Annotated in this window: 21 protein-coding genes; 1 reads left to right on the forward strand and 20 read right to left on the reverse strand. The window is 76.5% G+C overall.

Features of this window, described 5'->3' with window-relative positions:
- Window positions 1-21: 21 nt before the first annotated feature.
- The 5 genes from ACGFI1_RS01695 to ACGFI1_RS01715 are packed head-to-tail and all read right to left on the reverse strand — an operon-like array spanning window position 22 to window position 5,886.
- Complete coding sequence (locus tag ACGFI1_RS01695) at window positions 22-789, reverse strand: SDR family NAD(P)-dependent oxidoreductase (protein WP_386868793.1); 768 nt, start codon at window positions 787-789, stop codon at window positions 22-24.
- Window positions 789-1,718 (reverse strand): sulfotransferase, encoded by a 930-nt coding sequence (locus ACGFI1_RS01700; RefSeq protein WP_392781938.1) that lies wholly within the window; start codon window positions 1,716-1,718, stop codon window positions 789-791. The genes ACGFI1_RS01695 and ACGFI1_RS01700 overlap by 1 nt, the downstream gene beginning before the upstream one ends.
- A complete protein-coding gene (locus ACGFI1_RS01705) occupies window positions 1,718-2,977 on the reverse strand; it encodes a DegT/DnrJ/EryC1/StrS family aminotransferase (RefSeq protein WP_386868795.1) in 1,260 nt (419 codons plus the stop codon). The genes ACGFI1_RS01700 and ACGFI1_RS01705 overlap by 1 nt, the downstream gene beginning before the upstream one ends.
- Window positions 2,978-3,010: 33 nt before the next feature.
- Window positions 3,011-5,695 carry a type 2 lanthipeptide synthetase LanM family protein gene (locus ACGFI1_RS01710; RefSeq protein WP_392781940.1) on the reverse strand — a complete coding sequence of 895 codons (2,685 nt, stop codon included), beginning with the start codon at window positions 5,693-5,695 and terminating at the stop codon, window positions 3,011-3,013.
- Entirely contained in the window at window positions 5,692-5,886 is a 195-nt protein-coding gene (locus ACGFI1_RS01715) for a hypothetical protein (RefSeq protein WP_392781943.1), read from the reverse strand. Before ACGFI1_RS01715 ends, ACGFI1_RS01710 begins: the two co-directional genes overlap by 4 nt.
- Before the next feature lie 198 nt (window positions 5,887-6,084).
- On the opposite strand from ACGFI1_RS01715, the gene ACGFI1_RS01720 reads away from it, so the two are divergent.
- Window positions 6,085-6,981 carry a family 3 encapsulin nanocompartment shell protein gene (locus tag ACGFI1_RS01720; protein WP_301178257.1) on the forward strand — a complete coding sequence of 299 codons (897 nt, stop codon included), beginning with the start codon at window positions 6,085-6,087 and terminating at the stop codon, window positions 6,979-6,981.
- A gap of 422 nt (window positions 6,982-7,403) precedes the next feature.
- Here ACGFI1_RS01720 and ACGFI1_RS01725 read toward each other — a convergent pair whose 3' ends face one another.
- The 15 genes from ACGFI1_RS01725 to ACGFI1_RS01795 form a co-directional block, all read right to left on the reverse strand.
- Complete coding sequence (locus tag ACGFI1_RS01725; protein WP_386868801.1) at window positions 7,404-8,843, reverse strand: MFS transporter; 1,440 nt, start codon at window positions 8,841-8,843, stop codon at window positions 7,404-7,406.
- Window positions 8,840-10,474, reverse strand: coding sequence for an AMP-binding protein (locus ACGFI1_RS01730; RefSeq protein ID WP_392781947.1), 1,635 nt, complete (start codon window positions 10,472-10,474; stop codon window positions 8,840-8,842). The genes ACGFI1_RS01725 and ACGFI1_RS01730 overlap by 4 nt, the downstream gene beginning before the upstream one ends.
- A gap of 103 nt (window positions 10,475-10,577) precedes the next feature.
- On the reverse strand, window positions 10,578-13,547 hold the full coding sequence (locus ACGFI1_RS01735) for a glycine--tRNA ligase (protein ID WP_392783205.1): 2,970 nt from the start codon (window positions 13,545-13,547) through the stop codon (window positions 10,578-10,580).
- Window positions 13,548-13,589: 42 nt separating this feature from the next.
- Window positions 13,590-14,342, reverse strand: coding sequence for a phytanoyl-CoA dioxygenase family protein (locus ACGFI1_RS01740; RefSeq protein WP_392781950.1), 753 nt, complete (start codon window positions 14,340-14,342; stop codon window positions 13,590-13,592).
- A gap of 42 nt (window positions 14,343-14,384) precedes the next feature.
- Entirely contained in the window at window positions 14,385-15,077 is a 693-nt protein-coding gene (locus ACGFI1_RS01745) for an SseB family protein (RefSeq protein ID WP_387070066.1), read from the reverse strand.
- Window positions 15,078-15,226: 149 nt separating this feature from the next.
- Window positions 15,227-16,333 (reverse strand): barbiturase, encoded by a 1,107-nt coding sequence (locus tag ACGFI1_RS01750; protein ID WP_301177113.1) that lies wholly within the window; start codon window positions 16,331-16,333, stop codon window positions 15,227-15,229.
- Between the two features lies 1 nt (window position 16,334).
- Window positions 16,335-17,342, reverse strand: a complete 1,008-nt coding sequence (locus ACGFI1_RS01755; protein ID WP_392781953.1) for a carbamate kinase — start codon at window positions 17,340-17,342, stop codon at window positions 16,335-16,337.
- 95 nt (window positions 17,343-17,437) lie between these two features.
- Window positions 17,438-18,532, reverse strand: coding sequence for a CU044_5270 family protein (locus ACGFI1_RS01760; RefSeq protein ID WP_387070072.1), 1,095 nt, complete (start codon window positions 18,530-18,532; stop codon window positions 17,438-17,440).
- Window positions 18,529-19,077 carry an RNA polymerase sigma factor gene (locus ACGFI1_RS01765; protein WP_392781956.1) on the reverse strand — a complete coding sequence of 183 codons (549 nt, stop codon included), beginning with the start codon at window positions 19,075-19,077 and terminating at the stop codon, window positions 18,529-18,531. The genes ACGFI1_RS01760 and ACGFI1_RS01765 overlap by 4 nt, the downstream gene beginning before the upstream one ends.
- 78 nt (window positions 19,078-19,155) lie before the next feature.
- A complete protein-coding gene (locus ACGFI1_RS01770) occupies window positions 19,156-20,319 on the reverse strand; it encodes a pyridoxal phosphate-dependent aminotransferase (RefSeq protein ID WP_392781959.1) in 1,164 nt (387 codons plus the stop codon).
- Between the two features lie 19 nt (window positions 20,320-20,338).
- The gene (locus tag ACGFI1_RS01775) at window positions 20,339-20,944 is read right to left on the reverse strand and encodes a response regulator transcription factor (RefSeq protein ID WP_301177108.1); all 606 of its coding nucleotides are present in this window, start codon (window positions 20,942-20,944) and stop codon (window positions 20,339-20,341) included.
- A complete protein-coding gene (locus tag ACGFI1_RS01780; RefSeq protein ID WP_392781962.1) occupies window positions 20,941-22,185 on the reverse strand; it encodes a sensor histidine kinase in 1,245 nt (414 codons plus the stop codon). The genes ACGFI1_RS01775 and ACGFI1_RS01780 overlap by 4 nt, the downstream gene beginning before the upstream one ends.
- Window positions 22,186-22,221: 36 nt before the next feature.
- The gene (locus tag ACGFI1_RS01785; protein WP_392781965.1) at window positions 22,222-23,019 is read right to left on the reverse strand and encodes an ABC transporter permease; all 798 of its coding nucleotides are present in this window, start codon (window positions 23,017-23,019) and stop codon (window positions 22,222-22,224) included.
- Window positions 23,016-23,942 carry an ABC transporter ATP-binding protein gene (locus ACGFI1_RS01790; RefSeq protein WP_392781968.1) on the reverse strand — a complete coding sequence of 309 codons (927 nt, stop codon included), beginning with the start codon at window positions 23,940-23,942 and terminating at the stop codon, window positions 23,016-23,018. The genes ACGFI1_RS01785 and ACGFI1_RS01790 overlap by 4 nt, the downstream gene beginning before the upstream one ends.
- 100 nt (window positions 23,943-24,042) lie before the next feature.
- Window positions 24,043-24,684, reverse strand: coding sequence for an NAD(P)-dependent oxidoreductase (locus ACGFI1_RS01795; RefSeq protein WP_392740760.1), 642 nt, complete (start codon window positions 24,682-24,684; stop codon window positions 24,043-24,045).
- Window positions 24,685-24,723 lie beyond the last annotated feature (39 nt).

Below are 24,723 nucleotides of genomic sequence, written 5' to 3' on the forward strand. Positions count from 1 at the left end.
CTGCTCTCAGATGCCCTGCCTTCAGATTCCCTGGGTGAGGCCGCCGTCGACCAGCAGGGTCGTCCCGGTGATGAAGCCGGCCCGCTCGCTCGCGAGGAACGCGGCGGCGGCGCCGAAGTCGGCGGGCGAGCCGAGCCGGCCGAGCGGGATGCCCGCGGCGATCCCGGCGAGGCCCGCGTCCCGGTCGTCGCCGAGGAGCGCCTCGACGGCGGGGGTGAGGTGGTAGCCGGGCGCCAGCACGTTGACGGTGACACCGGCCGGGCCGAGTTCGCGGACGAGCGCCTTGGCGAACCCGGCGAGCGCGGGCCGCACGGTGCCGGACAGGGCGAGCTCCGGCGTCGGCTGCCGCATCGTCTCCGAGGCGATCATGAGGACGCGGCCCCAGCCGGCGTCGCGCATGTGCGGGACGGCGGCCTGGACGAGCGCGATGTGCGACAGCACGCACAGCTCGACGGCGTCGCGGTAGGCGTCGAGGCCGAACCCGAGGGCGGGGCCGGCCGGCGGCCCGCCCGCGTTGGTGACCAGGACGTGCGGGCCGCCGAGGTCGGCGGCGGTGCGGCCGACCCACGCGGCGGCCGCCTCGTGGTCGCGGACGTCGAGCCGGGTCGCGGCGGCGCGGCCCGGCCCGGCCGCGTCGATCTCCTTGCGCGCGGCCTCCAGCCGCGCCTCGTCGCGTCCGCAGAACGCGACGTCGGCGCCGGCGGCGGCGAGCTCGCGGGCGGTGGCCAGGCCGAGGCCGCTGGTCGCGGCGGCGACCAGCGCGACCCGGCCGCGCAGTCCGAGATCCATCAGACCTCCGCGGGGATCGGGGCGACCGGGACGGGCCGCAGTGGGTAGCGGTAGCGGGCCAGCAGCGGCAGGGCGAGGGCGGTGGCGACGGCGCGGGCGGGCGCGGGCTGGGCGCGCACCCACGCGTCGTCCTCCCGGATCCGGACCGGGCCGCGCCGCAGCCGGTCGGGGTTGCCGGTCACGGTGTGGTTGACGCCGAGCCGGGCGGTGCCGTCGCCGTCCACGGGCGGTTCGCCGGTGAGGCCGGCGTGCGCCATCACCCGCGCCAGTTCGGCGCGCGGGCCGGCGGTGAAGTCCTCGTAGCGCAGCCGCAGGCAGCGCTCGGGGAACGCGCGGGCGATCCGCTCGGACGCGAGGTTGAAGCCCGTCCAGTAGGCGGTGCTGCGGGCGGGGCCCATCGCCGGGATGTAGTCCTTCGCGCGCCGCCACGACTCGGCGGTGGCGCGCGGGTCCCGGACGACGTGCAGGACGCGGGCGTCCACGCCGGGCGCGCCGCACAGCGCGGCGGCCTCGGCGGGGAACTTGCCGGTGTCGACGATCAGCCCGGCGCCGGACTCCGCCGCGATCGCCTCGTACAGCCGGACCAGGTCGGCGACGGCCGGGTGCGCGGCGCGGACGTGCCGCGCCTCGGCGAGCCGGCGGCCGGTGTGCCGGGTCCGCAGCGCGGCCTGCTGCCGCGCGACGGCGCGTTCGGCGTGCCAGGCGGGGTCGGCGCCGGCGATCCGGGCGATGACGGCCTTCCACAGCGGGCACGCCGGGACGTCCCGCCCGCAGCCGCACAGGGTGTTGGTGCCGCGGCCGAGGACGCCGTTCGTCCACAGGTAGCGCAGCTCGCCGACGTGGACGGCGCCCGGCAGTTCGCCGAGCAGGTTGCCGAGCAGGGTGGTGCCGCTGCGGCACCAGCCCGTCACGTACAGGACGCGGACCATCAGCGGCGCCCGGCGCCGGAGCCGACGACCTTCCGGACGGCCTCGACGACGTCGTCGCGGTCCCGCGCGGTGAGGTTCGCCGACAGCGGGATGTCGACCGCCTCGTCCAGCCGCGCCGCCGTGGCGGGGTACTCGGCGCGGGCGCGCTCGGGGTCGGGGAACAGGAACCGCCAGTTCCAGAACGCGCGGACGTTGGTGTCGCCGGGGTCGCCGAGGGCGCGCGCGTCGATGCCCTCGGCGCGCAGCGCGGCTGCGGTCCAGGCGGTGCCGCGGGCGCCCGCGCCGGGCAGCCGGAACACCAGCGCCTCGCCGAGGTAGGCGCCGTCGGCGACGGGGCGGCGCAGCGCGAGGCCGGGCACGCCGGCGAGCCGCCCGGCGACGTCGTCGTAGTTGCGGCGGTGGGCGGCGAGCCGCTCGGGCAGGCGGCGCAGCATGGGGCGGGCGAGCGCGGCGCGGATCTCGTCCATCCGCAGCCCGTAGATCGGCAGGGCGAGGTCGTCGACGGGCGGCGGCGCGCCGTCGAAGTGCCGCGCCATCCGGCCCTCGTAGGCGCCGGAGTAGACGACCGCGCGGGCGTGCACGGCCGGGTCGCGGGCGAGCAGGAACCCGCCCTCGCCGGTGTTGAGCGACTTGTCGGACTGGGTGCTGAACGCGCCCGCGTCGCCGATCGTGCCGAGGAGGCGGCCGCCGAGCCGGGCGCCGAGCGCGGGCACCGCGTCCTCGACGACGGGGATGCCGCGCTCGCGGGCGAGCGCGCAGATCGCGTCCATGTCGGAGGCGAACCCGCGCATGTGCACGACGACGACCGCGCGGACGTCCGGGGTGAGGCGGCGGCGCAGGTCGGCGACGTCCAGGTGCAGGTCGTCGTCGCATTCGACGAGGACGGGCCGGTGCCCGGCGAGCAGGATCGCGCTGGGCGTCGCGGCGAAGGTGAAGGCGGGGCAGGCGACGCGGGAGCCGGGCGGCAGGTCCAGCGCGAGCAGCGCGAGCGTGATCGCGGCGGTGCCGCTGGCGCAGGCCAGCGCGTGCGGGACGCCGAAGTGGCCGCACAGGTCCCGTTCGAGCAGGCCGGCGCGGGTCTCGGCGTAGGGGCGGTGGTCGTAGCGGAAGTAGAGCCGGTCGCGGATCGCGTCGAGCGCGTCGCGCAGGTCGTCCTCGCCGATGAAGACGTCGCCCTTGTCGTAGGTCGGCCAGGGGTCGGTGCGCACCGGCGCGGCGCCGTCGATGGCGAGCAGGCCGGGCTGGACGTCCACGGTCATGTTCGTCTCCTCCACGGGGAACGGGAGCTTCGCTCAGGAGTGCGGGGGCGCCAGGGCGAGCACGGCGGGCACGCCGGCGGCGCGGGCGCGGCGCAGCAGCCCGTAGCCGATGCCGGACAGGCCGGCGAGCAGGCCGGGCGCGGGGGCGGGCAGGGCGGTGCGCCACGGGCCGCCGGGCGGGCGGGGGGCGTCCTCACCGAGGGCGGCGAGCAGGTCGCGGGGCCCGGACGCGCCGTGGCAGAGCGAGTCGTCGGGCGGAGCGGTGGCGGGCAGGACGGCGGAGCGGGCCGCGGCGGCGGCGGCGCCGAGGGAACGCTCCAGTTCGGGAGCGGCGCATTCGGGCCTGGTCAGGAGGTCGAGCAGGGCGAGGCCGGTACCGGCGGCGCCCTGGCACCAGCCGGGCTCGGGGTCCTCCGGCGGGACGGCGAGCGCCTTCGCGCGGGCGGCGAGGCGGGGGTCGCCGAGCAGGCCGTGCAGGCGGGCGAGGGCGAGCGCCGCGCCGGGCGCACCGTAGCCGAGGCCGGGCCCGGCGGGTTCCATGGCCATGAGCCGCTCCCCGGACGCCCGCGCCGCGTCGCGCACCCGCTCGCCGGGCAGGACGGCGTGCAGCGCGAGCGCGGACAGGAGCATGCCCGCTTCGCCGTCCAGGACGTCCGGGCCGGGCGGGGCGGGGGCGGTGAGCAGCGCGTCGCGGGCCGCCTCGGCCAGGTCGGGGCGGCGGTGGACGGCGGCGGCGTGCGCCAGGTGGTAGACGGGGCCGAGCGCGGGGACGTCCGCGCCGGCGCGCAGGCGCACGGCGACCTCGTCGGCGACCCGCTCGGCGAGGCGGGCGGCCCAGGGCTCGTCCGTCGCGGCGGCCAGGTAGGTCAGGAACAGGCCGATGCCGGGCAGGCCGCCGTAGAGGTCGAGGCCGGCGGGCGCGACCCGGCGGGACGCGGCGTCGACGACCTCGATCGTCGTCCAGCCGATGCGGTCGCCGTCGCGGACGGCGGTCTCGTCGAGCCGCCGGGCGATGGCGAGGGCTCCGCGCACCGGGTCGTCGCCGCCCGCCGGCCCGGGGACGCGGTGCCCGGCGCGCGGGCGGGTGTCGAGCGCGGCCAGGCTCGCGTCGATGATCTCCAACTGGGCGGCGGGGCCCTCCTCGCGGAGCGCGGCGAGGCGGGCCGCGGTCTCCTCCAGCGGCGCGGCGGGCAGGACGCCGGGCAGGCGCGTGCCGTCCTCCAGCCACAGGTCGCGGTGCCCGGGGCGGATCTCGAACACGGGCACCTCGCCGCGCCGCAGCGCCGCCTTCTCCGCCGCGATGAGCGCGGCGCGGTGCGGGACGCCGGGCCAGCCCGCGTCGAGCCGGGCGAGGCCGCGCTCGTGGACGGCGGGGTCGCGCGCCGCCTCCGGCCGCCAGCCCTCCAGCAGCAGCCGGACGTAGAGGAACGTCGACAGCTGGATCAGCCGCACCGGGACGTCCGCGCAGCCGTCCAGCGGCCCGCCCGGCGCGAGCAGGTCCGTTCCCGCGGCGGCCAGCCGCCGGTGCGCGAAGGCGTACCCGGCGGTGAGCGCGTCGCGGTGCGCGCGCGGGTCGGCGGTGCCGCCGTCCGGCAGGCGCAGCCGCCCGGCGGGCGCGGGGACGTCCCGGTAGCCGAGCCCGGCGCGCATCCGGTCGGTGCCCGCGTGCTCGACGACCGGCGTCGGGATGAGGGAGCGGCGGCCGGGGGCGATGCCGAGCGGGCTGATGTCGACGCCGAAGGGCAGCTCGGTGCCGGTGTCCGGCATGACGAGCGGGCCGGGGAGCAGCCCGGTGCGCAGCACGGACGCGGCCAGCCGCTCGGCGGCGGGGTCGCCGAGCCGCGCGCGGCGCGCCATCGGCTGCGTGCCCTCGGTGTGGAACAGGGCCTCCAGGTCGATCACCACGGGGTCGGCGCCGGCGGCGATCACGTTGTCGGCGTGCAGGTCGTAGCCGTGCACGGCGTGGGTCAGCGCGAGCAGCGCGCCCATCCGCCAGAAGAACGCCGGGAGCCGCTCACGGGCGCAGGGGGCGGGCTCGACGTATTCGCTCCAGCCGCGGTCGCCGCGGTCCAGGAGCCGGATCCGGCGCAGCGGGTGGGGCACGCCGCCGGAGGCGTTGAACCAGCCGAGGAGGCGGTCGAAGCAGTGGTCGACGGCCAGGCTGCGGGGCTTGTAGACGAGGGTGCCGTGCTCGAACCGGACGAGCGCGACCGTGCGGCCGCCCCGGTGTGTCTCCTCGGACCCGAAGCGGACGCCAGCGACGGCGCCGAGCCCGCCGAACGCCGCGGTCAGCGCGGGCAGGTCGGCGGCGAGGTCGCGGGCGAACGCGGTGCGGGCTGCGGTCCAGGCGTCCAGCAGGCGGGCGGCCTGCCGGGCGAGGACGGGGTACTCCGCCCAGATCCGCCGCGCCTCCGCCGGGTCGCGCAGGGCCGCCGTGAACGCGGCGTAGCGGCGCTCGGGGGTGTCGCCGGGGAGGCCGCGGCGGCGCGCGGCGGCGAGCTCCCGGGCCAGCGCCGGCTGGACGGCCATCGTGAGCCAGCCGAGCGGCGGGTCGCGCAGCAGCAGGGCGGCGAGGCCGTCCGGGAGCGGCGGGCCGGCGGCGAGGCGGTCCCGCAGGTCGTGCCGGGCGGCGTCGATCAGGGGCCGAGCGATCTCCAGCAGGCCGAGACCGCCCAGGTCGGCGGGGGCGCCGGGGCGGGACGCGGTCGGGGTGCTCATCCGCCGTCACCCGGCGGATCGCCGTCCTTCTCCCGGGCGGCGCGGGCGGTGCGGGCGGTGGTGCGGGCGGCGCGCAGCGGGCAGCCGGGGGCGGGCCGCGCGGCCGGCCGGGGGCCCGTCCCGCGGCGCGGATCGAGCACCGGATCGGTGATCGCCGCCGCTCCCCCGGCTGCATTATCCGGCTTCGCCATGGCACCTCCCCATCCAATCCGCTACGAAGTTCTACCATGACCGATTATTTCGGAACAAGATCGAGGGAGACCCTTTTAATTTCCGCGATCCTGTGCTTACTCTCTGGGTTGGCACGGTGCAGGATCAGCGCCGTGCATTTGTCGGCCGATCCGAGATCCGGACGGCCGCGAAAGGTATGTGTCTGATGGGAGTTCTGCGTGCTGGACTACCTCATCGATGACCCCGGGCTGCGCGAGCGCGGCCCCGGCGAGGAACTGGCGGTCGCGGTCGCCAGGGCGGCCGGGGGCGACGCCGCGGTCCGGATCCGGGCGCCGCTGACGACGCTGTTCCCGCTCGCCTCCACCCGGCCCCGCCCGACCGTCCGCGAGCAGACCAAGGGCGGCACCGTCACCGACCGGACCCTGCGCTACGTGCGGGAACTCCGCGCCACCGGGCGCGGCGGGGACGACCGCTCCGGGACCCGCTACGGCGCGACGCCGGAGGCGGTGTTCCGCCCGGCGCTCGCCAAGGCCGAGCTGACCGAGATCTCCGTCTCCGTCCCGGTGCCCGCCGAGCTGTGCGCCGACCCCGCCCTGCTGGCGCGGTTCGTCGACCACCGCGTCATCGTCCGCCTGTGCACCGTGGAGAACGAGGTCCTCCTGCGCGGCAGCGACGACGGCGCGATCACCGGGCTGCTGCGCCTGGACGGGCTGCGCCGCCTCGCCGCCCCGCGCCCGGACGCCGCGGCCGGCGCCGTGCTGGACGCGCTGATGGCCGGGTGCGCCGAGGTGGAGGAGATGGGCGGCTCGTGCGACGGCATGGTCATGCACCCCGCCCTGTACTGGCGGCTCGTCGGCGGCGGGGCGCTGCCCGCGCTGGACGCCGCCGGGCTGCGCCTCACCCGCACCCGCATGATCGAGCCGGACCGGGTGCTGCTCGGCGACTTCCGCGCCGGGATCACGCTGCTGGACGGCGAGGAGTCCACCCTCGCCCTGCGCCGGCCCGCCGGCGGGGACGCCGCCGGGGACGGCGCCGGCGAGGCCGCCATCACCGCCTCGATGCGCCTCGGCCTGGCCGTCCACCTCCCCCAGCACTTCCTGCTGCTGTCCCTCTGACCTGCTCGGACGCGGTCGTCCCGGCGCCCTCGCGCGCCCCGGCGGCCGCCCGCTCCCCCGGGCCCGGACGTCCGGGCCCGTGTCCGCCGAGAAGTGGAGGTGCCCCATGCGCACGCCCCCGTGGTGACCATCCGCGATCGTCCGTCCCGTCCCGGCGAGAGCAGGAGGTGAATCGCATGCGCACGCCCCCGTGGTGATGTTCCGCGCTCCCGTCCCGCCCCATCGGACCAGGAGGTGAATCGCATGCGCACGACGCCGTGGTGATTTGCAGCGAAGAAAAGCGCACGACACCGGGGTAAACCGGCATGCGCAACTCCGTGAAGGGCCGGAAGGCGGCACAACAATGGTCGGTGCCAGTACCGCCCCGCGCATTTGCGCCGAGATAATTCGGTCGCACTGATTCACGGATGCGGGCGCCGAATTCACCGGTGCCGGTGCAGCGGCGCCCGCGGCGCCCTCCGGGGCCGCGGGCGCCCCCCGTCCCGGGCGGCGGCACCGGCCAGCGCCGTCGCCGCGAGGCCCGCCGCGAGCCCCGCCCACGCGACCTGGAACGCGGCCCCGGACGGCTCGTGCAGCACCGCGGCGAGCCCGCCGATGCCGGCCGCCGCGCCGGCCGACCGGGCCAGCATGATCAGCGCGCTGCCGCTGCCGAACCGGGCGGGCGGGACGGCGGCCATCGCGATCGTCTCGATGGCCACGGCCGCCGCGGCCGCCCCGGCCGTCCCGACGACGAGGGCGGGCAGCACCACCAGCGGGTAACCGCGCCCGGCGCCGAGCGCCTCCGCGACCAGGGGCCAGCACCAGCCGGCCGCGCCCACCGCGCCGCCCGCGACCGTGACCGTCCGCGCGCCGGCCCACCGCACCAGCGGCCCGCTCAGCCACGACACGGCGGCCGAGGTCAGCGGGCCGGGCGTGAGCGCGAACCCGGCGGCGAGCACCGAGTACCCCCACCGCTCGGTGAGGAACAGCGCCACGCACAGCGCCACCGCGAACTGGGTGACGCTCAGCAGCACCATCGCCGCGTTGCCCGCCGCCGTCGTCGCGGCGCGCAGCAGCGTGAAGTCGGCGGCCGGGCGCGGGTGCCGCAGCGACCGGCGCACCCCGAGGCAGGTCACCGCGAGCCCTGCGGCGAGCGCGCCGAGGGTCGGCGCCGCCGTCCAGCCCCAGCCGGGGCCCTGCACGACGCCGAGCACCAGCGCGGCGACCCCGGCGGCGAGCAGCGCGGTGCCGAGCAGGTCGGGCAGGCCGCGGCCCGCGGCGGGCCGGGCCGGGACGCCCGCCGCCGCGCACGCCAGCGCGAGCGCGCCGATCGGCAGGTTGACCAGGAAGATCCAGCGCCAGCCGCCGGCCGCGAGCAGCGCCGCGCCGAGCGCGGGCCCGCTCGCGCCGGCGATCCCGGACACGGCGCCGAGCAGCCCGAACGCGTGCCCGGCCCGGCCGGGGAACTCGCTCAGCCCGACCGAGATCGACAGCGCGACGACCGCGCCGCCGCCGGTCGCCTGGAGCATCCGCGCGAGCACCAGCGTCACCGGCCCGGCCGCGAGCGCGCAGGCGGCCGAGCCGAGGGTGAACACCGCGAGCCCGGCGAGGAAGATCCGCTTGGGCCCGAGCCGGTCGGCCATCCCGCCCGCGGGCAGCAGGACGGCCGCGAACACCACCGTGTACGCGGTGATCGTCCAGGACAGCCCGGCGAGGGTGCTGCCGGGGAAGGCGCGCAGCAGCTGCGGGATCGCGACGCTGACGATGTTGTAGTCGACCACCGCCATGGCGTTGGCGAGGACGACCGAGGTCAGCGCCAGCGCCCGGCGCCGGGACGGGCTGATCGGCCCCGTGCGCCGCCGGGCGAGCGACCCGGCGCTCACCGCGCGGCGGCCGCGCGCGCCCTCCGGGCGAACTCCTCCTCGAGGACCCGCTTGCGGACCTTCCCCGTCGGGGTCTTGGGCAGCTCGGCGACGACCTCCAGCCGGTCGGGCTCGTAGCCGGGCGTCATGCCCGCGTCCGCGACGCGCTTGCGCAGGTCGTCCAGCGTGGGGGGCGGGCCGCCCGGCGCGGGGACGACGACGGCCACGACGGTCTCGCCGAGCAGCGGCTCCGGCTCCCCGACGACCGCGACCTCCGCGACCCGCGGGTCGGCGCGCAGGACGCCCTCGACGGTGACGCCGGGGACGTGCAGCCCGCCCTTGTTGATCATGTCCTTGGTACGGCCGATGATCTTGATGCCGCCGCGGCCGTCCGGCCGGGCGAGGTCGCCGGTGGCGAACCAGCCGTCGTGCAGCGCGGCGGCGAACACCTCGTCGGCGCCCTCGTAGCCCAGGCACATGTTCGCGCCGCGGATCTCCAGCCGGCCCGGGCCGTCGGCGACGACGGCGCCGTCCTCGCCGACGAGCCGCAGCGACATCCACTCGACGGGCCGGCCGTCGCTTCGGGCCGCCCAGTCGGGCGGGTCGTCCGGGCGGCCGATGGTGACGCCGCCGTTCTCGGTCATCCCCCACAGCGGCCGGACCGGGAACCCGAACGTCTCCAGGAACCGCCCCGGCAGGTCCGGCGGGATCGGCGTGGAGCCGGTGACCATGTGCCGCAGCGCGACCTCCCGCGGGTTCGCGCGCTGCTCGGCGACCAGCTCGTCCAGGACGAGCGGGGTGAAGTAGGCCGCGGTGATCCCGTACTCCACGGCGAGGTCGAGGAAGTCGCCGGGCTTGAACGCGTCCGCCCACACGGCGGTGGCGCCCGCGACGAGCGGTGCCAGCATCCCGTAGAGCCAGCCGCCCTGCCCGCCGACGATGCACGGGGTGGACAGCACGTCGTCCTCGCCGAGCCCCAGAGGGACGGTGTAGGAGCGCGCCATCGCGTACAGGGTGTTGTGCGAGTGCCGGACGCCCTTCGGCCGCCCCGTCGTGCCCGACGTGTACATGATCTGGAAGAGGTCGTCGCCGGACGGCCGGTGCCGGGGCGCCGTGCCGCCCGCCGCGAGCAGGCCGCTCTCGAACCCGATCGCGCCGCCCGACACGCCGTCCCCCACCACGATCTGGTGGCGCAGGTCGGGGAGCCGGTCGCGCATGCCCGCGATGGTCCCGGCGACGTCGAGGCCGCGCACCCCGTCCAGCGACACGACGGCGCGGGCGCGGGACTCGCGCAGGATCCACTCGGTGTCGGCGGCGCCCGTCGCGATGTAGTACGGGACGACGACGGCGCCGGCGCGTCCGCAGCCGAGCGCGAGGACGGTCGCCTGCCACTGGTTGACCAGCTGCATCGCGACGCGGTCGCCCGGCCCGACGCCGAGCGCGGCGAGCCCGGCCGCGCACTGGTCCACCCGCTCGGCGAGCTGCGCGTAGGTGAGGACGGCGTCGGGCCCGTCCCCGGTCTCCCAGACATGACCGACCACCGCCGGGCGGTCGGGGGCGGCGTCCGCCCACCGGTCGAGGTCGTCGAGGAATGTGCCGTCCCGCCACCAGCCCCGCCGCCGGAACTCGTGCGCGTCGTGGACGTCCGTCACGATCTGCCCCTTCCATGCCGGGTGGCTTGATCATGACCACGGCGGGGCGGGCGCGGCAACGGCCACTGTTGACGAAGACCGGACGGGCCGGTCGGCACCCGTGTCAGGCGATCTCGCGCCAGTCGAGGACGGGCGCGGCGGCGTCCCGGAGGGCGGCGAGGAGCCCGAGCCGGTTGGCGCGGACGCCGGGGTCCTCCGCCATCACCATCACGTCGTCGAAGTAGGCGTCGATGGGCCCGACGAGCGCGGACGCGGCCGCCGCGAACTCCGGCAGGGACGGCCGCGCGGTCAGCTCGGCCTTCACGCGGGTGAACGCCTCGTGCAGGGCGTGCTCCGCGGGCTCGGTGAACAGGGCGGGGTCGTAGCCGGCCTCGGTGCCGGCCGGGACGATCCGCAGGACGCGCTGCAGCGCCGTCGTGAGCCGCTCGAACGCCGCGGACCCGAGCAGCTCCCCCAGGTCGGCGGCGGCCCGCGCGGCCTGGGCGGGCGCGCCCGCGAGCGGCAGCACGGCCCGGACGACGTGCACCGGGTGCCCCTCGTCCAGCAGGTGCTGCTCCAGGCGGCGCGCGATGAACCGCTCGGCCTCGGCGAGCGCGTCCGGGGCGACGGCGACGGGCTGGTGCCGGGCGGCGACGGCGAGGCCGTCCCCGACCGTGACCGGGGCGAGGCGCGGGACGTCCCGCAGGACCGCGGTCAGCGCGAGCGCGGCGCGGCGCAGCCCGAACGGGTCGGAACTGCCCGTCGGCGCCGACCCGACGGCGAACAGCCCGGCCAGCAGGTCGAGCCGGTCGGCGGCGGCGAGCACGGCGCCGGCGGCCGAGGGGGGCGCGTCCGCGGCCGCGCGGGGCAGCTCCATCTCGTACAGGGCCCGCGCGACGCCGTCGTCCTCCCCGGCGCGGCGGGCGTACTCGCGGGCCATCGTCCCGGCGAGGCTCGGCAGCTCGATGACCATGGACGAGGCCAGGTCGAACTTCGCCAGCGCGGCGGCGCGGCCGAGCACGGCCCGCTCCGCGGCGGTGAGGTCGAGCCGGCCCGCCAGGTCGGCGGCGATCGCGGCGATGCGGGACGACCGGTCGGCCATCGACCCGAGCCGCTCGGTGAACGTCAGCCTGCCGAGCCCCTCCTTGATCTGCTCGGGCGTGCCGCGCAGGTCCTGCCGGAAGAAGAACGACGCGTCCTCGTACCGGGCGCGCAGGACGGCCTCGTTCCCGGCCCGGACGGCGTCGTGGTCGCAGTCGCCGTTGGCGACCGTGACGAAGTGCGGGAGGAGGCCGCCGGCGGCGTCCCGCACCGGCAGGTAGCGCTGGTGCTTGCGCATGACCGTGGTGAGGATCTCCTCGGGCAGCTCCAGGTACTTCGCGTCGAACGACCCGAGGAGGGCGACGGGCTCCTCGACCAGGTTGACGATCTCCTCGACGAGGGCGTGCTCGTCGGCCAGGGCGACCGTCCCGCCCAGGCCGCCCGCGAGGGCCCGCGCCGCCTCGGCGATCCGGGCCCGGCGGCGGGACGGGTCGGGCTCGATCCCGTGCTCGCGCAGCACCGCGACCAGCGACGCGGCGTCCGGCACGTCGACGCGCGGCGTCGCGGACGTCCGGTGGACGCGGGTCGCGCGGCCCGCCGTGAGGCCGCCCACCGCGACCGGGACCTCCCGGTCGTCCAGCAGCGCCACCAGCCAGCGGATCGGGCGGGCGAACGACAGGCCGGGCGCGTTCCACCGCATGTTCTTCCCGGCGCGGAGCCCGGTGACGATCTCCGGGAGCAGCCCGGCGAGGACCTCGGCGGCGGAGCGGCCCGCGACAGTCCGGGTGTATCCGGCGTACTCCCCGCCGGCGACGGCGACCTTCCGGACGTCGGAGACCTCGATGCCGTGGCCGCGCGCGAACCCCTCCAGCGCCCGCGTCGGCGCGCCGGACGCGTCGTAGGCCGCGGCGAACCGCGGCCCCTTCACGACCTGCTCGGCGTCGGGCTCGCGGGCCTCCAGGCCCTGGACGAGCACGATGATCCGGCGCGGCGTCGCGTACGCGGCGAGCGAGGACGCGTCGGTGAGCAGGCGGGCCTCGGCCAGCCCGTCGCGCAGCCGTCCCTCGACGTGCCCGGCCGTCCTCCCGACCTCGCCCGGCGGCAGCTCCTCGACGCCGATCTCCAGCGCGAACGTCCCGGCGGACGCGGCGTCCGGCAGCTCGCCCGGCTCGACGGCGGCGGGCGGCGCGGTGGCGTCGCCGAGGGGGTGACCCAGTTCGGCGCGGCGCTCCACCCACAGCGCGGCGACCTCGTGGGCGAGGCCGCGCATCCGGGCGAACGCGCGCGCCCGCTCGGTGGTGCCGATCGCGCCGCGCGCGTCCAGCACGTTGAACGCGTGCGAGCACTTCAGCACGTAGGAGTGGGCGGGGACGGGCAGCCGCGCGTCCAGCATCCGCCGCGCCTCGGCCGCGTACGCCTCGAACAGCTCCCGGTTCGCCGCGATGTCGGCGTCGTCGAGGTAGTAGCGGCTCATCTCGTACTCGGCCTGCCCGAACGCCTCGCCGTAGGTGATGCCGGGGGCGTACTGGATGTCCTTGAAGTGGGAGACGCCCTGGAGCGCCATCAGGATGCGCTCCATCCCGTAGGTGATCTCGACCGAGACGGGGTCGAGGGTCAGCCCGCCCGACTGCTGGAAGTAGGTGAACTGGGTGATCTCCAGGCCGTCCAGCCACACCTCCCAGCCGAGCCCCCACGCGCCGAGCGCGGGCGACGCCCAGTCGTCCTCGACGAACCGGACGTCGTGCGCGCGCAGGTCGACGCCGAGCGCGGCGAGGCTGCCGAGGTACTGCTCCTGCGCGTCGCCCGGCTCCGGCTTGAGGACCACCTGGAACTGGGTGTGGGTCTGCAGCCGGTTCGGGTTGTCGCCGTAGCGGGAGTCGTCGGGGCGGACGCTCGGCTCGGTGTAGGCGACGCGCCAGGGCTCGGGGCCGAGGACGCGCAGCGCCGTCGCCGGGTTGAGCGTCCCCGCCCCCACCTCGGTGTTCATCGGCTGCGCGACGAGGCAGCCGCGCCCCGCCCAGTAGTCGGTGAGCCGGATCAGGGCGTCCTGCATGGTCAGCACGGGAAGTCTCCAATGGGCGCGGAAAGGACAAGCCTAGAAGCGCCCGAGACCTCGCTCGATCGCGACGCGCACGGGAGATGTCGCGGGAAGGGGGCCGGAGGGGATCAGCGGCGGCTGCGCCATGAACCGGGGGCGCGTCCCGTGGTGCCCCTGCGCGGCGTGGACGAGGAACGGATGGCACAGGTACACGTCGCCGGCGCGGCCCGTCGCGTGCGCGAGCGGCCGGTGCTCCGTCGCCGCCGCGGCCTTGCCCGCCAGCTCCATGAACGGCAGGCCCGCCTTGCCGGCGGGCTCCAGGATCGGCGGGACGTCCAGGTGGGAGCCGACCCGGATGCGGGTGGGGCCGTCGTCCTCGGACACGTCCGAGAACAGGAACAGCATCAGCAGCGCGCGGCCCGCCGACTCGACGTTCGCCCGGTAGGACATGAAGTCGGCGGGGTCGTCGCCGGGGAAGGACGTGTCGATGTGCCAGCCGTCGTCGCCGGGCGGCTCGTCGCTGGGGAACCGCACGGGGAACGTGCCGAGGCCGCCGCGCGGCAGCCAGGCGCCCTCGCCGACGACCGCGTCGAACGCGGCGCGCAGGCGGGGCGTGTTCGCGGCGGCTCGGAACGGCTCCTCGGCGTGCTCGCCGAGCCGGACGACCGGCCGGGTCCAGGTCGCGGGGTCGTCCGGGTCGCAGCCGGTGCCGCGCCACAGGATCGCCCGGCACTCGGCGGCCAGGTCGCGGGGGAACGCCTCGTCCACGCGCACGAACCCGTCGGCGATGAAGGCGTCAACGTCGATCATGCCGCACAGGGTCGCAGGGCGGGGCCGCCGGAGGCGAGCGAATTACCGGCGGACGTTCAGCTCGACGCCGCCGACGATGCGGCCGCGCAGCAGCTCGGCGAGCCGGTCGGAGACCCGCTGCACGGTGCCCCGCTCGTCGTGCCCCGGCGCGACGGAGAACCGGACCGCGACCTCCGCGGACGTCCCCTCGGTCACCCGGACGCCCGTCACCGACGGGTCGGAGCCGAACGCGGCGTCGACGGCGGCGAGGACGTCGGGGTCCTCGTGCGGCGGCGGGATGGGGCGGCCCTCGGCGAGCAGGTGCAGGCGCAGCCCCTCCACGGCGAACGGGACCGGGCCGGCGACGTCCACGACCAGGGCGTCGGCGCCCTCGTCGAGGGCGGCGCGGCAGGCGTCGCCGCCCCGCACCGTCACCGGGCGGGCGTCCGCGCGCCACGCCTTCATCGTCTCGGCGCAGGTGAAGCCGAGCACGCCGCGCCGCCCGTCGTCGCCGATCAGCGTGGGCAGCGCCATCTCGCTCGACTTCTCGCGGCGCAGCTCGCCGGGTTCGACCTCTTCCTCCTCGGTGAGGACGGCGACGATCGGCACGAGCAGCCGGGCGCCCTGGAGCCGCCGCAGCACCGTGTGCGCGCCGACGCGGCCCGCGGCGTACCCCGTGAGCGCCTCGCACAGCCGGGGATCGGCACTGCCGTCGTCCCCGGGGATCAGTGGTTCGGGAATGGTCAGTCCGGACACGCCAGGCAGGCTATAACCTCAGGCGACCCCTGTGGGCGACTAACCGGATACTCTCCGTTCCATCCGCCCGGCACGACCTGCGAAGGGCACCCCCCACAGGCCCCGGAAGGACCGGCTGACCGGCCCTTCCGCGTCGCTCCAGGCGCCGGTCAGCCGAGGTCGGCGATGGCCGCCACCGTGCCGCCGCCGGACGGGCCCTGGTGGACGGCCGCGACCGACACGAACACCGCCGGGTCGCCCGTCACGGACGCCGCGACACCGCCCACGCACGCCTTGATCTGCCGGTGCCAGTGCACGTCGGAGTCGTCCAGCATGATGTTGCGGCGGCCCCGGACCGCGCCGCTCGGGTCGGCCTCGCACTTGATGAACACGTTGACGAGCCGGTCGCCGAGGTCCGCGGTGCGGGGGCGGTCGGGCAGGTCGAGGCCGGTCGAGGCGATGGCGTCCCAGATGCCGTCGGCGTCCAGTGCGTCCTTCATCACACCGTGCCCGGCCCGGTACCGGCCGCCGATGCCGCGCACGTTGCCGACGACGACGATCTGCGCCCGGTCGAGCTCCACGCCGGACGAGCAGGACGCCACCGACGAGTACAGCGACAGGTCCCGGTGGATCTGCTCGGCGGACGGCATCGCGATCTCGCCGAGCGCGACGGCGATGCCGAGCGCGGTGGTCGAGTTGGAGATGTCCATCGACTTCAGCGTGTCCTCGGTGACGACGTCGCGGCCCCGCGCCTTGGCGTCGTTGATGGTGTCGAGGGTGAGCAGCGGCGTCTTGGTCTGCACGTAGTGGACGTCGGCGGGGTCGTCGATCCCGGCGGTCTTCATCGCCTCGCGGACGCCGGCGGCGACGGTCTCGACCATCGCGGGGCGCCCGATGTCCTCGGGCAGGATGACCTCGCTCATCGCGACGCCGACCGACAGGCGCGGCTCGTCCGAGGCGGGCGCCGCCGCCGGGTCGGTGGTGGCGAACACGGTCGCGTGCGGGCTGAGGACGCCGTCGGTGCCGCCCGACCACACCAGCGGGACGCGCGCGACCTCGTCCGCCGTCCGGGTGCCCTTGGCGGTGAGGACCTCGCGGAACGCCCGGTCGGCCAGCAGCCGCGTGTAGTCGTTCACGCCGCCGTTGCCCTCGGTCTTGCCGACGACGGCGAGGACGCGGTCGGCCTCCAGGACGCCGTCGTCGATCAGCCGGGCGAGCCCGGACGCGTCGGTCACGCTCTCGATGGGGATCTTGCGGACTTCGATCGGGTCGGGCACGTCATCGCTCCTCGGCTGCTCTGCTCGGTGTGGTCTCTACCCCGGCCGGCGCCTCCACGACCGTCCCGGCGCGGCCGTGCGCGGCGTCGCCGAGCCGGGCCAGCGAGGCGATCGCGGCGCGCCGGCCGCCGGCCGCGACGAACCGCCGCACCGCCTCCACCTTCGGCCCCATGCTGCCGCCGGCGAAGTGCCCGGCGGCGGCGAGCGCGGCCAGCTCGGCGGGGGTGGCGCGGCGCAGCGGGCGGGCCCGCGGCGTGCCGAACCCGGTCATCGCGTACTCCACGTCGGTGGCGATGACGAGGGTGGACGCGCCGAGCCGGCGGGCCAGCAGCTGCGCCGCCAGGTCCTTGTCGACGACGGCCTCGACGCCGCGCAGCGCCCCGTCCGCCCGGACCACGGGCGCTCCCCCGCCGCCCGCCGCGACGACGACGTGTCCGGCGTCCAGCAGGACGGCGGCGGCGTCCGCGTCCAGGATCTCCAGCGGCTCCGGGGAGGCGACGACGCGCCGCCAGCCCCGCGCGCCGAACCGCCGCCACGTCTCGCCGCGCGCCATGGACCGGCGCGCCTGCTCCTCGGGGAAGTAGCGGCCGATCGGCTTGGCGGGGGCGGCGAAGCCGGGGTCGGCGGCGTCCACCAGCGTGCGCGTCACCACCGTGGACACCGGGCGGGCGGCGCCGCGCGCGGCGAGCGCCCGGTCCAGCGCGTTCATGATCATCACGCCGACGGTGGCCTGGGTCTGCGCGCCGCACCAGTCCAGCGGGACGGGCGGCACCACGCCCGCCGCCAGCTGGTTCTTGATCAGCAGGTTGCCGACCTGGGGGCCGTTGCCGTGCGTGAGCGCGACCCGCGCGCCCGCCGCGGCCAGGTCGGCGACGTGCGCCATCGCGGCCTCGATCGCGGCCGCCTGCGCGTCCGGCGCGGCGCTGCCGTCCGGCGCGGTCATGGCGTTGCCGCCGAGCGCGATCAGGATCCGCTCGCCGTCGAGCGGTCCCCCGCCGTTCCAGGTCACGGGACGGACGCTAACCCGCGCGAAGGGCGGCGCTCATGGGCGAAATCCGCCCAACGAGCGCCGCTTCTTCGGCACTTTCTCGGGACGCGCGCCTGTCAGGGGCGCGCGCCGAGCCGGCCGACCCAGCCCATCGCCTCGTAGGTGGTCGTGACGGTCCCGTGCCCGGCCTCGGTCGTCCGGAACTCGAGCAGGTCGGCGGTCGTCGCCGAGATGACCAGCCGGGACTCGGTCGCGGCCGCGCCGCCGTCCGGGCCCGACGCCGCGACGACGGCCGTGCCGGGGCGGCCGAGCCGGTCGGTGGCCTCGCCCGCCAGCCGGATCCCGGGCTGCCCGGCGAGGACCTTGAAGAGCGCCGACTTGGCGCCCGGCGTGACCGGCCCGCCGAGCAGGTCGTGCGCGATCCCCCACACGTAGGCGGTGAAGGTGCCCTTGAACGGGTTCTCGGCGGCCTTCAGCTCGCGCTGGTAGCGGTCGCGCAGCACGGCCGACAGGCTCCGCGGGTCCTCGGGCAGGGACGCGATCTGCTCGGCGGTCATCTCCCCGGTGCCGAGGCCGCGGCGCATCGGCCCTTCCCAGACCCGCTTCTCGCTGGAGCCGGCGAGGCGGGGGGACCCGTCCTGCTGCCAGAGGGCCTTGTCCCGGTCGGTGGGGAAGACGAGCTTGTCCGGGCCGCCGGTCTTGCGCGCCCTGCTTCCGTCGCGCGCGAGCCAGACCTCGCCGGGGCTCTCGATGAGGGCCCTGTAGGTGATCTTCTTGTCCACCTTGCGGCGGTCCGGCCCCGTGCCGACGATCGCCCTGCGGTGCCCGCCCACCTCGCTCGTCGTCAGCTGCCGGCTGTACCAGTAGCGGCCGGTCGCGGCCGGGGCCTTCGCCGCGGTCGTCGCGCTGGCGAGCAGGAACGTGCGCGCGTCGGCGGGCCCCTCCTGCGCCGACGGCGGCCGCGCGGGAGTGTCGCCGCCGCCCGTGACGACGACGGCCCCGGCGGCGGCGCAGGCGGCGGCCGCGACTCCGGCGACCAGCAGCACGGGCCGCCGGACGCGGCGGCGCGGGCGCGGCGCTGCGGCGGCGCTCATGGCACGGGCCAGGTCGGCGTCGCGGCGGCGCGCGTGGCCGTCCTCGGCCAGCTCGTCGAGCGCGGCGGGCTTGAGCGCGCGGAACGCGGTGTCGGGCATCGTGTCTCCAGTGGTCATCGGGCCGCCTCCTCGGCGACCGCGGGGGCGGGGCGGGGGTCGGCCGGGGCGGCGGCGGTGTCCAGGGCGCGGGCGAGGCGCCTGCGGGCGCGGTGCAGCCGGACGGCGAGCGCGGGCGCCGAGCAGCCCATGACCTTCGCCGCCTGGCGGGGCTCCAGGCCGTGCCAGTTGACGAGCGCGAGCACCTCCAGGTCGCGCTCGGGCAGCGCGGCGACCGCCGCGAGCGCGGTCTCGCGCTCCACCACGTGCTCGGCGACGTCCCAGGCCGCGAGGTCGGCGGGCGTCATCAGCGCCCGGATCCGGTCGGCGAGGGCGTGGCCGCGGCGGCGCCGGTCGTGCTGCTTGCGCAGCAGGTTGCGGGCGACGCCGAGCAGCCACGGCAGCGGCGGGTCGCCGACGTCGTCCAGCCGCCGCCAGGCGATCAGGAACGTCTCGCCGGCGATGTCCTCGGCCGTGTGCGGCTCGGCGTGGGTGAGCGCGTAGGCGAGGACGCGCCGGTGGTTCTCGTCGTACAGGCGGGTGAACCGTGATCCGGGATCATCCACGAGTACCTCCCGTCGGGATCGGTTGTCGTGACGTAATCCCGGACGGGCGGCCCCGTTTACAGGGGCGGCGCGGTTTTCTCAGCGGAGCCGGGCGAGGCGCTCCACGGCCTCGTCGATGACCTCGTCCTTCTTGCAGAACGCGAACCGGACGAAGTGGGCCCCGGCCTCGGCGTGGTCGTAGAACACCTGGGTCGGGATCGCGACGACGCCCGCCCGCTCCGGCAGGGCGCGGGCCAGCTCCATGCCGTCGGTGAACCCGAGCGGCCGGATGTCGGCCTGCACGAAGTAGGTGCCCTGCGGCCGGTACGCGGTGAACCCGGCGGCCTCCAGGCCGGTGATGAGCCGGTCGCGCTTGCCCTGGAGCGACTTGCGCAGCTCCTCCACCCACGGGATCTCGTTGCGCAGCGCGTACGCGGCGGCCCGCTGGTAGGGGGCGCTGACCGCGTAGGTGAGGAACTGCTTCACCGTCTGGACGGCCCGGACGTACGGCGCGGGCGCGGTCACCCAGCCCGTCTTCCAGCCGGTGACGGAGAACGACTTGCCGGCCGACGACACCGACACCGTCCGCTCCCGCATCCCGTCGAGCGTGGCGAGGGGGATGTGCTCGGCGTCGTCGAAGGTGAGGTACTCGTACACCTCGTCGGTGATGGCGACCAGGTCGTGCTCGCGGCACACGCCGGCGATGGCCTCCAGCTCGTCCCGCGTGAAGACGGTGCCCGCCGGGTTGTGCGGCGAGTTCACCAGGATCGCGCGCGTGCGGGGCCCGACGGCCGCCCGCAGCTCGTCGGGGTCGAAGGTGAACCGGCCCTCGACCGGCCGCAGCGTGACGGGCCTGCGCACGGCTCCCGCGAGCGCGACGACGGCCGCGTAGGAGTCGTAGTACGGCTCGAAGACGATCACCTCGTCGCCGGGCCCGGCGAGCGCGAGGACGGACGCGGCGATGCCCTCGGTGGCGCCCACGGTCACGTACACCTCGGTCGCGGGGTCGTACTCCAGCCCGTACCGGCCGAGCCGCTGCGCCGCCACCGCCTCCCGCAGCTCGGGCACGCCCGGCCCCGGCGGGTACTGGTTCCCGCCCGAGCGGATGGCCTCGACCGCCGCGTCCAGGACGCCGGCCGGGCCGTCCTCGTCCGGAAAGCCCTGGCCGAGATTGATCGACCCGGTCCGGACGGCGAGGGCCGACATCTCGGCGAAGATCGTCTCGCCGAATCCCTGCATGCGCGCTACGAGAGGCTCACCCACGCCGACCAGGGTAACGGCGTCAGATCCAGCCCATCCGCTCGGCGGTGCGGACGGCGGCGAGGCGGTTGGACTCGTCGAGCTTGCCCATGGCGGTGGACAGGTAGTTGCGGACGGTGCCCTCGGACAGGTGCAGGGCGGCGGCGATGCGGGCGGTCCCGGCGCCGGTGCCGGTGAGGCGGAGGACCTCGCGCTCGCGTTCGGTGAGCGGGTTGTCGCCGGCGGCCATGGCGCCGGCGGCGAGCTCGGCGTCCAGGTAGCGGCCGCCGCCGTGGACCTTGCGGATGGCGGCGGCGAGCTCCTGCGTGGGGGCGTCCTTGGCGACGAAGCCGCGGACCCCGGCGGCCATGGCGCGGCGCAGGTAGCCGGGGCGGCCGAAGCTCGTGAGGATGCACACCGCGCAGCGGGCGCCGGCGGCGTGCAGGTCCTCGGCGACGGAGAGGCCGTCCGCGCCCGGCATCTCGATGTCGAGGACGGCGACGTCCGGGTCGTGCGCGGCGACGGCGGCGGCGACCTCGTCGCCGCGGCCGACCTCGGCGACGACCTCCAGGTCGGCCTCCAGGCCGAGGAGCGCGGCGACGGCGCCGCGGATGAGGTGCTCGTCGTCGGCGAGCAGGACGCGGATCACGCTCCCCTCCCGGCGGGCGCCGCGGCGGGCACGGCGCCGTCACCGTCGCCGGGCTCGGGCAGCGGGACGGCCGCACGCAGCAGGAACCCGTCGCGGCCGCGCCGCCCGAAGGCGACCTCGCCGCCGAGCACGGCCGCGCGCTCGGCGAGCCCGGTCAGGCCCGAGCCGCCCGGCCCGTCGGCCGCGCGGGCGCCGTCGTTCAGCATCTCCAGCACCACGGACCCGCCGTAGGCGGTGATCGAGATCGTGCAGCGGCGCGCCTCGCTGTGCTTGATCACGTTGGTGGCGCCCTCGCGGATCACCCAGGCGAGTACGGAGCGGACCTCGGACGGCAGCCCGTCCGGCGGGGCGCCGGCCTCGCAGCGGACCCCGGCGGCCTCCAGCACGGCCCGGACCCCGGCCAGCTCGGCGTCCAGCTCGACGGCGCGGTACCCGCTGACGGCGGCCCGCACCTCGCGCAGCGCCTCCCGCGCGGCGTGCCGGACGTCGGCCATCTCGGCGCCGGCCCGCTCGGGGTCGGTGCCGGCCATCCGCATCGCCAGCTCGCTCTTCACCGCGATGAGCGACAGGCTGTGGCCGAGCAGGTCGTGCAGGTCGCGGGAGAAGCGGAGCCGCTCCTCGGTGACGGCGAGCCGGGCGAGGGCGTCGCGGGCCGCGTGGGTCTCGCGGTGCATGTCCCACATGCGGCGCTGGTAGATGTTGACGAACGCGACCACGCCGCAGACCGCGGTGTAGAGCGCGAACAGCATCGGGAAGACCGCGTACCAGGGCAGCGACCCGTGCGTGTCGAGGCGGTCGGCGGCGACGGTGGAGACCGCGCCGCTGTACGCGCCGGTGGCCGCGCAGAGGGCGGCGACGCGGCTACGGCCCATCGGCGTCAGGACGACGGCGGAGAGCCAGAAGACCGGGACGATGGTGAACCAGGGGCTCACGAGGAGCATCAGGCTCAGCGCGGCGGCGACGGCGCCGCCGCCGGCGATGTCGCGGCGGGACGCGCCGCCCTCCAGGCCCGTCCGGACGAGCCGGTGGTAGTACCAGACGAGCACGCCGAACCCGGCGAGCACGGCGGCGGCGACGGGGGCGCCCACGTCGCCGCCGGCGTAGGCGGAGCCGAGCCCGGCGACGAGCGGCGCGGCGAAGCCCACGGCGGCGAACATGAACGAGCGGTAGGTGACCCGCCGGTAGCGCTCCAGCCTGCGGGTGTCCTGTTCTTCGAGATCCGCCGTGGTGGCGACCGTCATGTGCCGTTCCTCCTCTCAACGCAGCGTAGACGCCGGTCAGGCGTGCCGCGGCTCCCACCGGAACCAGCGGGCGGCGAGGGCGCGGCCGAGGACGCCCCAGACGACCAGGTAGAGGAACGGCCGCACGCAGGCCGCCCACCCCTCGACGATGCCGAGGGACGGGTGCGGGGCGCCGTGGTGGACGAAGTCCCGCCCGAAGTACCCGGTCCGGACGATCTCCACGACCGGGTTGAGCGGGACGGCCCGGCACACCTGCTGGAGCCAGCCGGGCAGCTCCTCCAGCGGGAACATCACGCCGCCGCCGAGCATGCAGCCGAACATGATCGGCAGCACGGTGAGCTGCGCCAGCTCCGCGTTCGGGGTGAGGCCGGAGACGGCGAAGGCGAGCAGCGCGAAGACGGCGGCGCCGCCGGCGAGCCCGGCGAGCAGCAGCACCGGGTCGGCGGGGAACCGGCCGCCGAACGCGGCGCCCAGCGCGACCAGCAGCGCGAGGGCCTGCACGGCGTACATGGCGGTCGCGGTCAGCACGCTGCCGCCGGTGATCTCGGCGTCCGAGAGCGCGGTGCCGCGCAGCCGCTTGAGCGTGCGGTCCTCGCGGCGGGCGGTGAACACGTTGACGAGGTTCATGAACACGGCGAAGACGAGGAAGAACCCGAGGTGGCCGGTGCCCTGGAGGAGGGCGCCGTCCACGCCGCCGATCTCCTGGCCCTTCATCGGGACGAGCATCGCGGCGAACAGCACCGGCAGGCCGAAGACGGTGAACATCGCCGTCCGGTTGCGCCAGAGCAGGGTGGCGTCGAGGCGGGCGACGCTGAGCAGGGCGGACGGGTTCATCGGGCCGCTCCTTCGGCGGTGCGGAGGAAGACGTCTTCGAGGGAGGCGCTGCGCGCCTCCAGGCCGTCGAGCCGGACGCGCTGGTCGTCGGCCCAGCGCAGCAGGTCGTACAGGCCCGCCTGGAGGCCGGTGTCGGTGACGGTGTAGGAGGCGACGGTGCGGCCGCCGTCGACGGTGATGGCGGCGCGGGCGCCGCGCAGGTCGGGCAGTTCGGCGACCTGGAGGCTGTCGGGGACGCGGAAGCGGATGCGGTCGCCGTGCCCGGCGACGACCTCGCCGACCGTCCCGGACGTCTCGATCCGGCCCCGGTGCATGATGGCGAGGCGGTCGGCGAGGTGCTCGGCCTCCTCCAGGTAGTGGGTGGTGAGCAGGACGGTCGTGCCGTCCGCCACCAGGCCGCGGACGGTCGCCCAGGTGGCCTGCCTGGCCTCGGGGTCCATGCCGGTGGTGGGCTCGTCCAGGAAGATGACCTGGGGGCGGCCGAGCAGCGCGAGGGCGAGGTCGAGGCGGCGCTTCTGGCCGCCGGACAGCTGCCGCACCCGCACGTCGGCCTTGGCGGCGAGCCCGGAGATGGCGATGGCCTCGTCCTTGGGCCGCGCCGCCGGGGTGAAGCCGCGCCAGTGCTCGACGGTCTCGGCGACGGTGAGGTCGGTGAAGAAGCCGCCGTCCTGGAGCATGATGCCGATGCGCGGGCGCACGGCGCGGCGCTCCCGGTACGGGTCGTGCCCGAGCACCCGGACCGTGCCCGCGTGGGCGGGCCGGTGCCCCTCCAGGGTTTCGAGCGTGGTCGTCTTGCCGGCGCCGTTGGTGCCGAGGAGGGCGAACAGCTCGCCCGCGCCGACGTCGAACGAGATGCCGGCGACGGCCTCGAAGTCCCCGTACCGCTGGCGGAGGCCGGTGGCGGTGATGGCTGGATCGTCCATGCGTCCCAGCCTCGCGGCCGCGCGCGGCGGCCGGTAGGAGCCGCTGTCACCGGTTCCGGCGGCGCCTGTCAGGCGATCGGCATGACAGGTGTCACGTCTCTCAGCTCGCGACGCTGACGACGCGGCCGACGGTGGAGTCGTCGGCGAGCTGGTCGAGCAGGGCGATGGCGAGGTCGGCGCGGGCGATGGAGGCGCCGCCGAGTACGTTGCGCTCGACCGCCCTGCGGTAGCGGCCGTTGCCGGGGCCGTTGGTGAGGCGGGGCGGGCGGACGATCGTCCAGCGGGTCCCCGACGCGCGGACCAGGCGCTCGGCGGCGCGCATGTCGGCGAACGCGTGCTTGAGGAGCGGCTGCAGGACGAGCGGTTTGACGACGAACCGGGTGAGCGGGTCGTCGCCCGGCCCGGCGTGCAGCCCGGACGCGCTGACCAGCAGGAACCGGTCGGCGCCCGCGGCGTCCATGGCGGCGAGGACGCTGCGGGCGCCGTCCGCGCAGACGCTGGTCGGGGCGCGGCCCTCGCGGGTGCCGAGGGCGGACACGACGGCGTCGGCGCCCTTGACCGCCTCCTCGATCGCGGCCGGGTCCATGACGTCGGCCTGGACGACCTCCGCGCAGGAGCGCAGCTCGGACGGCAGCCGCGCCGGGTCGCGGACGACGGCGGTGACGTGGTGCCCGGCGTCCAGCGCCCGCCGGACGGTGAGCCGGCCGGTGGCTCCGGTCGCCCCGAAGATGGTGATCCTCATGGTCGCCCCCTGTGGTGAGTGAGTATTTACTAACCTCTA

Source organism: Actinomadura geliboluensis (assembly GCF_043197915.1).
Lineage (GTDB): Bacteria > Actinomycetota > Actinomycetes > Streptosporangiales > Streptosporangiaceae > Spirillospora > Spirillospora geliboluensis.

What these genes read in the sequence shown, in the direction of transcription:
- ACGFI1_RS01695 (WP_386868793.1), bottom strand. Translation starts at nt 789, where the DNA reads ATGGATCTCGGACTGCGCGGCCGGGTCGCGCTGGTCGCCGCCGCGACC.
- ACGFI1_RS01700 (WP_392781938.1), bottom strand. Translation starts at nt 1,718, where the DNA reads ATGGTCCGCGTCCTGTACGTGACGGGCTGGTGCCGCAGCGGCACCACC.
- ACGFI1_RS01705 (WP_386868795.1), bottom strand. Translation starts at nt 2,977, where the DNA reads ATGACCGTGGACGTCCAGCCCGGCCTGCTCGCCATCGACGGCGCCGCG.
- ACGFI1_RS01710 (WP_392781940.1), bottom strand. Translation starts at nt 5,695, where the DNA reads ATGAGCACCCCGACCGCGTCCCGCCCCGGCGCCCCCGCCGACCTGGGC.
- ACGFI1_RS01715 (WP_392781943.1), bottom strand. Translation starts at nt 5,886, where the DNA reads ATGGCGAAGCCGGATAATGCAGCCGGGGGAGCGGCGGCGATCACCGAT.
- ACGFI1_RS01735 (WP_392783205.1), bottom strand. Translation starts at nt 13,547, where the DNA reads ATGCAGGACGCCCTGATCCGGCTCACCGACTACTGGGCGGGGCGCGGC.
- ACGFI1_RS01740 (WP_392781950.1), bottom strand. Translation starts at nt 14,342, where the DNA reads ATGATCGACGTTGACGCCTTCATCGCCGACGGGTTCGTGCGCGTGGAC.
- ACGFI1_RS01760 (WP_387070072.1), bottom strand. Translation starts at nt 18,532, where the DNA reads ATGACCACTGGAGACACGATGCCCGACACCGCGTTCCGCGCGCTCAAG.
- ACGFI1_RS01780 (WP_392781962.1), bottom strand. Translation starts at nt 22,185, where the DNA reads ATGACGGTCGCCACCACGGCGGATCTCGAAGAACAGGACACCCGCAGG.
- ACGFI1_RS01785 (WP_392781965.1), bottom strand. Translation starts at nt 23,019, where the DNA reads ATGAACCCGTCCGCCCTGCTCAGCGTCGCCCGCCTCGACGCCACCCTG.
- ACGFI1_RS01790 (WP_392781968.1), bottom strand. Translation starts at nt 23,942, where the DNA reads ATGGACGATCCAGCCATCACCGCCACCGGCCTCCGCCAGCGGTACGGG.
- ACGFI1_RS01795 (WP_392740760.1), bottom strand. Translation starts at nt 24,684, where the DNA reads ATGAGGATCACCATCTTCGGGGCGACCGGAGCCACCGGCCGGCTCACC.